Origin of the sequence: Mesorhizobium sp. M7A.F.Ca.CA.001.04.2.1, from assembly GCF_003998485.1 — a bacterium.
Taxonomy (GTDB): domain Bacteria; phylum Pseudomonadota; class Alphaproteobacteria; order Rhizobiales; family Rhizobiaceae; genus Mesorhizobium; species Mesorhizobium ciceri.
Genome location: NZ_RZQT01000173.1, coordinates 1 through 10604, shown reverse-complemented (window position 1 = coordinate 10604; position 10604 = coordinate 1). Strand labels below are relative to the sequence as shown.

At 63.1% G+C, this 10604-nt stretch carries 13 protein-coding genes and 1 pseudogene; 9 read left to right on the top strand and 5 right to left on the bottom strand.

Annotated features, from left to right (window positions below; genetic code table 11):
* Together EN955_RS31285 and EN955_RS31280 are read left to right on the top strand one after the other, a co-directional pair.
* Positions 1 to 383, top strand: a 383-nt coding sequence (locus EN955_RS31285) for an aldo/keto reductase (protein ID WP_164769934.1), incomplete at its 5' end; no start/stop codon positions are given.
* Positions 384 to 559: 176 nt separating this feature from the next.
* Complete coding sequence (locus tag EN955_RS31280) at positions 560 to 712, top strand: hypothetical protein (protein ID WP_081714371.1); 153 nt, start codon at positions 560 to 562, stop codon at positions 710 to 712.
* A gap of 66 nt (positions 713 to 778) precedes the next feature.
* Here EN955_RS31280 and EN955_RS31275 read toward each other — a convergent pair whose 3' ends face one another.
* Positions 779 to 1012 (bottom strand): DUF982 domain-containing protein, encoded by a 234-nt coding sequence (locus tag EN955_RS31275; RefSeq protein WP_244506945.1) that lies wholly within the window; start codon positions 1010 to 1012, stop codon positions 779 to 781.
* A gap of 113 nt (positions 1013 to 1125) precedes the next feature.
* Positions 1126 to 1791 carry a GntR family transcriptional regulator gene (locus EN955_RS31270; RefSeq protein WP_024504688.1) on the bottom strand — a complete coding sequence of 222 codons (666 nt, stop codon included), beginning with the start codon at positions 1789 to 1791 and terminating at the stop codon, positions 1126 to 1128.
* A 165-nt stretch (positions 1792 to 1956) separates the two neighbouring features.
* On the opposite strand from EN955_RS31270, the gene EN955_RS31265 reads away from it, so the two are divergent.
* Both EN955_RS31265 and EN955_RS31260 read left to right on the top strand, forming a co-directional pair.
* On the top strand, positions 1957 to 3216 hold the full coding sequence (locus EN955_RS31265; RefSeq protein WP_024504689.1) for a multidrug efflux MFS transporter: 1260 nt from the start codon (positions 1957 to 1959) through the stop codon (positions 3214 to 3216).
* A gap of 28 nt (positions 3217 to 3244) precedes the next feature.
* Entirely contained in the window at positions 3245 to 3619 is a 375-nt protein-coding gene (locus EN955_RS31260; RefSeq protein ID WP_024504690.1) for a DUF423 domain-containing protein, read from the top strand.
* A 32-nt stretch (positions 3620 to 3651) separates the two neighbouring features.
* Here the strand turns inward: EN955_RS31260 and EN955_RS34960 are convergent, their stop codons facing one another.
* Positions 3652 to 4080 carry a hypothetical protein gene (locus EN955_RS34960; RefSeq protein WP_164752844.1) on the bottom strand — a complete coding sequence of 143 codons (429 nt, stop codon included), beginning with the start codon at positions 4078 to 4080 and terminating at the stop codon, positions 3652 to 3654.
* 82 nt (positions 4081 to 4162) lie between these two features.
* Between EN955_RS34960 and EN955_RS31245 the strand changes: the two genes are divergently transcribed.
* Positions 4163 to 5242: a substrate-binding domain-containing protein gene (locus EN955_RS31245; RefSeq protein WP_024504691.1), complete on the top strand. Its 1080-nt coding sequence runs from the start codon at positions 4163 to 4165 to the stop codon at positions 5240 to 5242.
* Between the two features lie 2 nt (positions 5243 to 5244).
* Here the strand turns inward: EN955_RS31245 and EN955_RS31240 are convergent, their stop codons facing one another.
* Entirely contained in the window at positions 5245 to 6480 is a 1236-nt protein-coding gene (locus tag EN955_RS31240; RefSeq protein ID WP_024504692.1) for an OpgC family protein, read from the bottom strand.
* 200 nt (positions 6481 to 6680) lie between these two features.
* On the opposite strand from EN955_RS31240, the gene EN955_RS31235 reads away from it, so the two are divergent.
* Entirely contained in the window at positions 6681 to 7349 is a 669-nt protein-coding gene (locus EN955_RS31235; RefSeq protein WP_024504693.1) for an alpha/beta hydrolase, read from the top strand.
* A gap of 26 nt (positions 7350 to 7375) precedes the next feature.
* Here EN955_RS31235 and sthA read toward each other — a convergent pair whose 3' ends face one another.
* Complete coding sequence (gene sthA / locus EN955_RS31230; protein ID WP_024504694.1) at positions 7376 to 8764, bottom strand: Si-specific NAD(P)(+) transhydrogenase; 1389 nt, start codon at positions 8762 to 8764, stop codon at positions 7376 to 7378.
* A gap of 202 nt (positions 8765 to 8966) precedes the next feature.
* Between sthA and EN955_RS31225 the strand changes: the two genes are divergently transcribed.
* From EN955_RS31225 to EN955_RS35710, 3 genes and pseudogenes are all read left to right on the top strand, one after another.
* Positions 8967 to 9437 carry an RDD family protein gene (locus tag EN955_RS31225; RefSeq protein WP_024504695.1) on the top strand — a complete coding sequence of 157 codons (471 nt, stop codon included), beginning with the start codon at positions 8967 to 8969 and terminating at the stop codon, positions 9435 to 9437.
* Positions 9438 to 9577: 140 nt separating this feature from the next.
* Positions 9578 to 10342, top strand: a complete 765-nt coding sequence (locus EN955_RS31220) for an arginyltransferase (protein WP_024504696.1) — start codon at positions 9578 to 9580, stop codon at positions 10340 to 10342.
* Between the two features lie 41 nt (positions 10343 to 10383).
* Positions 10384 to 10604: pseudogene (locus EN955_RS35710) on the top strand (EamA/RhaT family transporter); the annotation flags it as partial.

Below are 10604 nucleotides of genomic sequence, written 5' to 3'. Positions count from 1 at the left end.
CCGGAAAATACCGCCGTGACAGCCCCACCGCCCGCCAACTCGCGGGCTGGTCGGAACCACCGATCCGCGACGAGGACCGGCTGTGGCGGATCGTCGATGTGCTTGTGGAGATCGGCGCGCAGCGCGGCGTGTCGGCAGCGCAGGTGGCGCTGGCCTGGCTGCTTGGCCGGCCGTCCATCAGTTCCCTGGTGATCGGCGGCAGGACGGAAACGCAGTTCCTGGACAACATCGCGGCGGCAAGCCTGGTGCTTTCCCACGAGGAGCGCGCGCGCCTCGACGCGGTCAGCCGGCCGCCCCTGCTCTATCCCTACTGGCACCAGCAGCTGACGGCAAAGGACCGCTTTGGTGCCGCCGATCTGGTGATTGACCGAAGCGGCATCTGATCGGCAAATCGACGGCGATAGGTATCGCCGCCGCAATGATGGGCGTGGCCCCATCATTGCGGCGCGCATCTTGCAAGCCTGGCCATCATCGACGCACTATCGCTTCAGCTGTTGTGTTTGACGGCTAATGCTCCTAGGCAGGACCAGAGCCGCGAGGCAGTGAAAAAGGAGCCGATATGGCGCGACCACCAAACTACGATCAGGAACGCAAGGAACGCGACCGCCAGAAGGCGGCCAAGAAGGCCGAGAAGCTGGCAGCCAAGGTTGCAGCGAGGGAACGTGCGAAGCCCGAAGACGAGACTGAAGCCGAAACCGAAACGGCAAAGTGACGGCAAAAGGCCCGCAGATGCGGGCCGTGCCTCAATCCGGATTGCCGCCTCGGATGTCGCCTTGTGTCAGGCCGGCGCCTTGTCGCTGACAAAGACGTCCACTTCGCGCGCCGCCGCAATGAAGGCGCGCCTGGCGTTCATCGCCGGCTTGTCGCCGGCGAGTGCGTCATGGCAGGCCTGCAGGGCCGCGCGATGCTTGGGGCTGCGCTTGCCGGGCCAGCTGTTGAGGAGGTAGTCGGAAGCCTCACGCGCCGTGCGCAAGAGCTGAGTGCTTCCCGCCGCGACTGACTTCACAGTCACAGGTGTTTCAAATCGGTTGTTTTCCATCGCCGCTCCTTACGCCATCGGCGTCTGCGAAGCGAGGGCGAAAGTGCGCACACGTCCAGACGCCGCTTTGCGCCCCTTCATCCACCTTAAGCAGCAACGACGGCAAAGCCTCTGGCGCGAAGACCGCGCCGATCGTTGGCGAGCGACGTCACCAGCCGGTCGCGGCTGCCGACAATGTGGACCGAGAGCAGGCGCGCAGCTTCATCGGCGTCGCCACGGCGTGCCGCCGCCAGTATGGCGCGATGTTCGGCCCAGGCACGGCTGAGGGCCGCTTCGTCGCGAACCTCCAGCCAGCGCGCCCGTGACAGGCGTGTCATGGCATCGCGGACCGCCCGGAACAGGAATTCATTGCCCGAAAGACGCGCCAGTTCGATGTGAAAATCCATGCCGACGCGATGCCATTCCTCGCGCGGCGTGTCGTTGTCGCAGGATTCGAGCATCGCCTGGATGACATCGATGGCGCTCCGGTCCGCCAGGCTGCATGTCAGGCGAACTGCCGCAACCTCGACCGCCTCCCTGTAGACGGCGATCTGCTCGAGTTCAGCCAGATTGATCGGCGACACCGTCCAGCCGCGCCCGTCCCTGCCGACCAGCCCCTCGGTCTCGAGCCGCAGAAGTGCTGCCCTGACCGGGGTTCGCGATGCACCGAAACGGCTCTCGATCCAGCGCTCGGTCAGCTTTTCGCCGGGACCGATCTCGAGGCCCAGGATCATCTGCCGAAGCTGTTTTTCGACGCTGTGCATCTGCGACATTGTCGTTTCCATCTTTTGGCCGTTTGCGATCGTCTTGCCGATCACGTTCGACAGGTTGCATTGACAGCGGCCAAGCTTGCGTCCATGACGTGCACCATCTTGGTATCCCAAATTGGTATCCGCAGCAAGCATCGATAGAAGAGTTGCTGGGGCAGGACATACGACATGCAGCAGAGCACGCCCCCGGCGACCGACAGCGCCTACAACATCCACTGGCGGCGCAATCTGTTCGTGTGCTTCGCCGGTTCGTTTTCGACGCTTGTCGCCATGACGCTGCTTCTGCCGTTCCTGCCGCTCTATATCGAGCAGCTGGGTGCCGAGGGTCACGCGGCGATCGTGCAATGGTCGGGGATTGCCTATGGCGCGACGTTCTTCGCGGCGGCGCTGGTGGCGCCGCTCTGGGGACGTCTCGGCGACCGCTATGGCCGCAAGGTGATGCTGGTTCGCGCCAGCTTCGGCATGGCCATATGCATGTCGCTGACCGGCATGGTGCAGACGGTCTGGCAGCTGGTGCTGCTGCGGCTGCTCATCGGCTTTGCCGGCGGCTACTCCTCGGGATCGACCATCCTCGTCGCCATGCAGACACCCAAGGAGCGTTCCGGCTGGGCGCTGGGCCTGCTGTCGGCCGGTATCACGGGCGGGGCTCTGGTCGGCCCGCTGGTTGGCGGCGCCCTGCCGCCGCTGATCGGCATCCGCGCCACCTTTCTCCTCTCCGGCGGCGTCATCTTCCTGGCATTCCTGGCGACCACGTTTCTGATCAAGGAGAATCCCCGGCCGAAAACAGCAGACGCCGGAGCGACGCAGAAGCGGAAAGGCGGCTGGTCACAAATCCCCGACAAACGGCCTGTTGTCGCCATGCTGGCGACCGGCATGCTGTTGAGCTTCGCCACCATGTCGATCGAGCCGATCATCACCGTCTATGTGCAGCAGCTCATCGAGGACCAGAGCCGCGTCACGCTGATATCAGGCGTCGTCATGTCGGCGGCGGCCCTTGGCGCCATCCTGTCGGCCTCGCGCCTCGGCAAGCTCGCCGACCGCGTCGGCCACTGGAACGTCATCATCGGCGCGCTTGCCGTCTCGGCGCTGCTGCTGATCCCGCAGGCCTTCGTCACGCAGAGCTGGCAACTCATCGGCCTGCGCTTCCTGATGGGTCTGGCGCTGGGCGGGCTGTTGCCCTGCATCACCAGCGTGATCCGCCACAATGTTCCCGATGGGGTCGGCGGCAATGTGCTCGGGCTGTCGATCTCCGCCCAATATGTCGGGCAAGTCGCCGGCCCCTTGCTGGGCGGCTTTGCCGGTGGTCATTTCGGCATGCGCTCGGTGTTTCTGGGCACGTCCATCTTGATGGCCGGCGGCGCGGTGTATAACTGGCTGGCACAGTCACGCCGCGAGCAGGACATGGTTGCCAACCCCGGCAAGCCCTGACGGGGTTGGGCGTCACAGGGCCCCAAACATGAGCACAGCCGAACGACCTTCCGACAACAGCAGCCGTATCCTCGTCCTGGCCGGGGGCTTCTGCGGTGCTGCCGGCGTGGCGCTGTCGGCCGCGGCGGCGCATCTCGGCGGCGCCTTCGTTGGCACCGCCGCATCGTTCCTGCTGATGCATGCGCCGGTCTTCCTTGCCGCCGGATTGCTTGGCGCGAACCGGATCCTGCGCATCGGCAGCCTGATCCTGCTGGTTGGGCTCCTGCTGTTCTGCGGCGATCTGCTGGCCCGCGATTTCATCGGGTCGCGGCTATTCCCGCTGTCGGCGCCGATCGGCGGCACGCTGCTCATTGCCGGCTGGCTGGCGATCGCTGCGTCGGCGCTGGTGCGCGTGCGGTCCTGACGCCCGCCGGCACCAAACCTCGAGCGTGGCGGCTAATCCTGCCGGCGCTCGGGCTTGATGAGCAATTCGCGATTGCGCCGCCGCAGCCTTGCCAACCGATGCCGCTCCGGCCGTTCGGAAGCCGGCGCGATTCCCCAATAGTTGCGATAGATGTCTTCAAATAGATAGCTCACGGGATGCATGATGTGCGCTCCTTTCAGCGCTTGAATCGATCCAATCGAGAGGTGCGAAAAACCGACCCCGATCAGCTCCGCTTGCGCTCCACAAGGAACCGCAACTCGCGGACCCATGGGCTGGTTTTGCCGCGGCGCTTCTGCGTCGCGGTGTTCGACGAGATGCTCCAGTCGTTGCGGTAAATGTCTTCGAACAGAAAATTGACGGGATGCATGACACAACTCCCTACTTGATGTTGAATCGATCCAATTCAGCCAGCAGGCGTTTCCTTGGATCGATTCAAACATAGGCCCTATCGAAGCCTCGATCAAGCCAAAATTTGAACCGATCCAACGAAAGTGTTAAATGGGAAGAATTCAGGAGACGAAGATGGCGCCACTTATCTCTGCAAAGACAAGACCGGTCCGGCTGGCGGACATTGCCAAGGCAGCCGGCGTGTCGCACGGCACCGCGTCCAACGTCTTCGCCCGTCCGGAGATCGTGCGCGAGGAGGTCCGTGAACGGGTCAAGGCGGCAGCCGAGGCCATGGGATATGGCGGACCGGATCCCAAGGGCCGGCTGCTGCGCGCCGGCAAGGTCAATGCCATCGGTGTCGCGACCGCGGAACCCCTCTCCTATTTCTTCGACGATCCCTTTGCCCGGGTGATGATGGCCAGCATCTCGCAGGCTTGTGACGCGACCGGTGCGGGGATTTCGCTGGTCTCCGCCGTCAATGGCGAGCAGCTGGCGTGGAACATCCAGAGTGCGCTGGTCGATGGCTTCATCGTCTTCTGTGTCGATGGCGGCTCAAAGCTGGTCCAACTGGCGCGCGAACGCAAGCTCCCCTTTGTGGCGCTCGATCTCGATTCGGACGACGACGATGCGGTCGCGGCGATCGGCGTCGACAACATCGCCGGTGCCGGCCTGGCGGCCCGCCACCTGACCGAACTCGGACATCGCCGCTTTGCCGTGCTTACCCTGCCCTGTGCCGACGCAGGCTTCGGCCCTACCACAAGGGAGCAGGTGGAAATGGCCCTCTACTCCGCTACGCGGGACCGCCTGCGTGGCTATTTCGCGGAACTCTCCCGCGTCGACATCGACGTCGAGCGTGTGCCGATCTACGAGACCGTCAATGACGAGAAGAGCGTGTGGGCCGGCCTCGATCATATTTTCGCCGGTGCCGAGACGCCGACAGCCATCCTGGCGATGTCGGACAGGATGGCGCTCCATGCGCTGGACTGGCTGCGGCAGCACGACATTGCGGTACCGGGCGATGTTTCTGTCGTCGGCTTCGACGGTGTTCCGGAAGGGGCGGTTTCCAAGCCGCCGCTGACCACGATCGTCCAGCCGATCGCCGAGATGGGCCGCCTTGCCGTCAAGGCGATCCTTGAAAATGATGGTTCGTTCAGCCGGCAATCGCTGCCGGTCGAACTCGTGGTGCGGGCCTCATCCGGCCCCTCACCCACCTGAGCTCAACGGCCCATTCTTGTCGCCATGCCCGGCATCGCGAAGGATGCAGCATGGACGGGCGATGCGGCGCTGTGAGCCGGCCTGCTTTTGGCGGACCAGCCAAGGCCCGATAGCCATTCGAGATAGTAGGCGAGCGCGAACTGCATGACGATGCCGGCCGATATCAACAGGCTGTCATAGGCAAATCCGCCCGGATTGATCAGCTTCAGCACCTGCGCCGCCATTGCAAGCACCGTGCCGGCAATGAAAACCGGCAGCGATCGTTTGCCCAATATGGCAAGCGGATGATCGCGCCCGGTGCGAAACAGATTCGAGATCGCCGGGAATGCCACGATCAGGTAGCTCACTGCGAGTATATGCAGGAGCCTCGGCAGCGACAGGAACGTCTTGTCGAAACCGGTCAGCACCGGAGGCAGGCCAAACCAGGAGATATGCCCCCAGAGCGGGCTGTGCACCCAGACCAGGGCCACAACGGTGTAGGCCAAGGCCGCCCCAACCAGCCAGCGATTGACCGGGATGGTGCCGCCGCGACGCACATGCAGCGTGCCCGCCAGGCCGATGTTGAAAAGGAACTGCCACGACAGCGGGTTGAGAAACCAGAAGCCGGGCTCGGGGTAGTTGGGCGGAGCAATCTGGTAAATCCCCGCGACCAGCCACAGGGCGCCGGATGCCACCAGTGCCAGGACCGGCCGATAGCTGACAATGAGCAGGAACAGCGGCGCCAGCAAGAGCAGCACCGCATAGACGGGCAGGATGTTGTTGTACCCAAGTTGGTGGCCCAGCGTCACGATGCCGATCAGCACCTGCGGCGTATTCTTGATCAACGGCTCGATGTTGATCATCGTCAAAAGCTCCGGCCGCCTGGCAAACACCGCCGCAGCGCAGAAAATGGCCATCACCACCATGGTGGTGACGATGTGGGTGGCATAAAGCACACCGGCGCGGCGCAACATCTTCAAAGTTGCCAGCAGCCGGTTTCCAGGCTGGAATTTCTTGCCGTAGGCGAGCGCGACCGAGATTCCCGAGATCAGCACGAAGACCTCCGCCGCATCCGAAAAGCCGAAATTCTTGTATGTCAGATACTCGAAGGCGGTACCCGGCACATGGTCGACATAGATGGTCAACAAGGCGAGAGCACGGATCACATCGATGCGCGTGTCGCGCTCAGTGCGGTCCGGGACACGCGCCTCGCGGTCTGGAACACGCGCATCGCGGTCCGGGGAAATCTGGGTGGTCATCGACAAAAAGGCCTCAAAGCTGGTTGTTCATACCGGCAATGCGACCCCCGGCGCACCGCTTCGATTCCTCCCGAAGGATGTTATCGGCGGAGAAACGGACTGTAATGCGCCCGGTTCAATCAACTTTCGCGGAGCTTGAAAATATTGCGTTTTGAAGCCGGCAAATTGAGCGAAACGTCATATAATCAAGAGGATGGTCGATGATCGACGAGACCTCACAAGATGGTGCGTTGCGGCGTGATCTCGCCTTCCACTACCGGCTTTACGGCGCGGCGGATTCAACGGGCGACTGCTTCTTCCTGCTGCATGGGTCGGGTGTCGACGAGACGACATTGGTGCCGCTGGCGCGAGAGATCGCACCGCGTGCCACGCTCGTCGCGGTGCGTGGCCGCGTTGTCCAGGAGGATGGTTTCCGCTGGTTCGCGCGGATCACGCCGACGCGCTTCGAACAGGCGAGCATCCGCACCGAAACCGAGGCCTTTGCGGGCTTCGTCGCTGACGCGGCCACACGCCATCATCTCGACCTCTCGCGCACAATTTTCCTCGGCTATTCGAACGGCGCCAATCTGGTTTCGAGCCTGATGCTGCTGCATCCGGGCCTTGTCGAACGCGCCGCGCTGCTGCGACCGATGCCGGTGCTCGATGATGTGCCGGCGACGGATCTGTCAAAGGTGCGGGTGCTGATGATCGCCGGCGCCGCCGACCTCACCTATGCGCCTTTCGCCCCTGCTCTGGTGACATTGCTCAGTCGGCATGGCGCCGAGATCGACGCCAGGATTGTCTCATCAGGTCATGAATTCGGCAGCGCCGACGCGGCAATCGTCAGGCAATGGGTGGCGGGACCGGCGGCGGTGGCGCAGGCAGGCTGACAGGCTCGCCGCCACGACCAGCCGGCCTACCCTCTTCCCATCCGGTTCCAGGCATCCAGCCCAGCGATCTTGTAGGCTTCGGCGAGCGTTGGATAGTTGAAGGTGTTGTTGACGAAGAAGTCGACGGTGCCGCCGAGATTGATCACCGCCTGGCCGATGTGGATGAGCTCGGTGGCGCCCTCGCCGATGATGTGCGCGCCGAGCAGACGGCGCGTTTCGATCGAAAACAGCAGCTTCAGGAAGCCGGTGTTGACACCCATGATGTGGCCGCGCGAGGTCTCGCGAAAACGCGCCACGCCGACCTCGTAGGCCGCACCGCTCTCACGCACCTGTTCTTCGGACTGGCCGACCGTCGAGATTTCCGGCACCGCATAGATGCCATAGGGGAAGGTTTCCGGCGGCGGCGGCAAGGGCACTCCAAAGGCATGGCAGGCGGCCACCCTGCCCTGCTCCATCGAAGTCGAGGCCAGGCTCGGAAAGCCGATGACGTCGCCGGCGGCATAGATGTTGGGCACGCTGGTCTGGAAGGATTGCGGATCGACCTTGATGCGCCCTCTGGAGTCGGCGTCGATGCCGACGACATCCAGGCCCAGGCTGCCGACATTGCCGGTGCGGCCGGCGGCGTAGAGCACAACCTCGGAACGGATGGTGCGGCCATCGGCCAGTTCCACTTCGGCGGCGTCCGGCTTGGAGCGGATCTCCTTCACCGCGCTGCCCAGCCGGATGGTCATGCCGCGATCGCGCATCTGGTGGATGAAATCGTCGACGATCTCGCGGTCGACGAAATCGAGGATGGAGTTGCGCGGCTCGACCAAGGTTACCGGCACGTCGAGCGCGGAAAAGATCGTCGCATATTCGACGCCGATGACGCCGGCGCCGATCACGGTCAGCGTGCGCGGCAAGCGATCAAGCTCCAGCATCTCGTCGCTGTCGAAGACGCGGGTCTTGTCGAAAGGCACCTCGCGCGGGCGGTGCGGCCTGGTGCCGACCGCTATCAGCGCATTGGCAAAACCGACCTCGCTGTAATCGCCGGTGTCTGATGTCAGGCTGACCTTGTTGGGGCCAAGGAATTTCACCGCGGCGCGAGCGCTCTTGACCGTGTTGCGCATGAACTGGTGCTGCAGCACCTCGACCTCATGGTCGAGCGTCTTGTGCAGGCGCTCGACCAGATCGCCGACCGAAATATCCTGCTTGACCCGGTAGCCGCGCCCGTAGAAGCCGCGCTCGCGCCAGCCCGAAAGATTGAGCACCGTTTCGCGCAGCGTTTTCGATGGGATGGTGCCGGTATGCACCGAGACACCGCCCAGACGCCGGCCGCGGTCGACCACCAGCACGGACTTGCCGAGCTTGGCCGACTGCACCGCGGCACGGCGGCCGGAAGGTCCGCTGCCGATGACCAGCATGTCGTAGTCCATATTGCCCCGTCCCCTGTGCGCTCTGCTGCGCTGCAACAAGCTAATGCTATCCGCGCCGCAAATTCAACCAGTTCACATCGGGCCCGACGCCATCGAAGCTGGAGCACCGCTGGAAGCGCGATCTTGATTCCGCCACAGGCCTTCACCATTTCATGGCTGAGCGGTCCGCACCCTATGTCGGACCTTGTTACGAGGAAATGACATGAACGCGCGCGTTCTCGACGGCGAACTCATCACCAGCAGGCTCGACGATGTCAGGGCCTATGACGGCGTGCGCACGAAGCGCATCTTCGCCTTCATGATCGACTATGTCATCGTCGCGCTGCTCACCATTCCGTTTGCCATTCTGGTGTTCTTCCTCGGGCTTTTGACCCTCGGGCTTGGCTGGATGCTGTTCGGCATCCTGTTGCCGACTGTGGCCATCCTCTACATCTGGAACACGCTGGGCAGCACCGATCAGGCCACCACGGGCATGAAGATGATGGGTATCCGGCTCGACCGGCTCGACGGCAGGCCAATCGACGGCCTCACTGCGGTTGTCCATTCGGTGCTGTTCTGGGCCGGCAATGTCATCCTGTCGCCGCTTGTCCTGCTGGTGACGCTGTTTTCCGACCGCAAACGCACCTTGCACGATCTTTTGCTTGGCACGGTCGTCAGCCGCACCGACCGCTGAAACGGCCCTCTGAAGAGCAGTCGCAACCGATTGAGCACAAATGTGAAGGCGTCGAGTCGACCGCGCCCACATAATCCTGTTGAATTTTTCGCCGTCCGCGCCAAAGGTAGAGTGATTCGAAGGAGTGTTTCCAAGGCTCGATGACGCAGCATCCGACCCAGTCGCCGCAGTTCTTCCTGACCGCGCCGTCGCCGTGCCCCTATCTCGACGGCCAGTTCGAGCGCAAGGTGTTCACGCATCTGGTTGGCGACAAGGCGGCGGAGATGAACGACCTCTTGACGCAAGGCGGCTTCCGGCGCTCGCAGAACATCGCCTACAGGCCGGCCTGCGAGACCTGCCGCGCCTGCGTTTCGGTACGCATCCTCGCCCAGGAATTCGTCGCCAGCCGCAACATGAAGCGCGTGCTGCAGCACAATTCCGATCTCGTCGGCTACATGCACAATGCCGAGCCCTCGACCGAACAATATTCCCTGTTCCGCAGCTACCTCGATGCCCGCCACCGCCGTGGCGGCATGTCCGACATGACGGTGCTCGACTATGCGATGATGGTCGAGGACACCCATGTCGACACCAAGGTGATCGAATATCGGCGGCGTGGACCCGACACCTTCATCACCGGCAAGGGACAGGGCGAGCTGATCGCGGTGGCGCTCACCGACAAGATGGCTGACGGCCTGTCGATGGTCTACTCCTACTTCAATCCCGATTTCGAGGAGCGGTCGCTCGGCACGTTCATGATCCTCGACCACATCGCCCGCGCCAGGGCGATGGGTCTGCCCCATGTCTATCTCGGCTACTGGGTCAACGGCTCGCGCAAGATGAATTATAAGATGCGCTTCATGCCGCAGGAGCATCTCGGCCCCAAGGGCTGGGAACGCTACATCAACGAAGCGGTTTCACGCTGAGCTTTTCCAAGGTCCGCCTTTAAACTGTTTCAAGGCAGGGGATGCTGGTCTTTCAGCCGGTTGGCTGGAGAGAGTGCGCCATTGCACCGGCCGGCCGCCAGCCTGCATTTCATTGCGAAAGTTCCTGCATGTCCTCTCATCACGATCACCAGAAAGGTCTTTTGATAACCGCCATCGGCGGGCTCACGCTGACTGTCGACATACCGTTGATCCGCCTCGCCGACGGTGGCGCATGGACGATCATGCTGCTGCGCACCGGCAC

What these genes read in the sequence shown, in the direction of transcription:
- EN955_RS31280 (WP_081714371.1), top strand. Translation starts at nt 560, where the DNA reads ATGGCGCGACCACCAAACTACGATCAGGAACGCAAGGAACGCGACCGC.
- EN955_RS31270 (WP_024504688.1), bottom strand. Translation starts at nt 1,791, where the DNA reads ATGTCGCAGATGCACAGCGTCGAAAAACAGCTTCGGCAGATGATCCTG.
- EN955_RS31265 (WP_024504689.1), top strand. Translation starts at nt 1,957, where the DNA reads ATGCAGCAGAGCACGCCCCCGGCGACCGACAGCGCCTACAACATCCAC.
- EN955_RS31260 (WP_024504690.1), top strand. Translation starts at nt 3,245, where the DNA reads ATGAGCACAGCCGAACGACCTTCCGACAACAGCAGCCGTATCCTCGTC.
- EN955_RS34960 (WP_164752844.1), bottom strand. Translation starts at nt 4,080, where the DNA reads ATGTTTGAATCGATCCAAGGAAACGCCTGCTGGCTGAATTGGATCGAT.
- EN955_RS31245 (WP_024504691.1), top strand. Translation starts at nt 4,163, where the DNA reads ATGGCGCCACTTATCTCTGCAAAGACAAGACCGGTCCGGCTGGCGGAC.
- EN955_RS31240 (WP_024504692.1), bottom strand. Translation starts at nt 6,480, where the DNA reads ATGACCACCCAGATTTCCCCGGACCGCGATGCGCGTGTTCCAGACCGC.
- EN955_RS31235 (WP_024504693.1), top strand. Translation starts at nt 6,681, where the DNA reads ATGATCGACGAGACCTCACAAGATGGTGCGTTGCGGCGTGATCTCGCC.
- sthA (WP_024504694.1), bottom strand. Translation starts at nt 8,764, where the DNA reads ATGGACTACGACATGCTGGTCATCGGCAGCGGACCTTCCGGCCGCCGT.
- EN955_RS31225 (WP_024504695.1), top strand. Translation starts at nt 8,967, where the DNA reads ATGAACGCGCGCGTTCTCGACGGCGAACTCATCACCAGCAGGCTCGAC.
- EN955_RS31220 (WP_024504696.1), top strand. Translation starts at nt 9,578, where the DNA reads ATGACGCAGCATCCGACCCAGTCGCCGCAGTTCTTCCTGACCGCGCCG.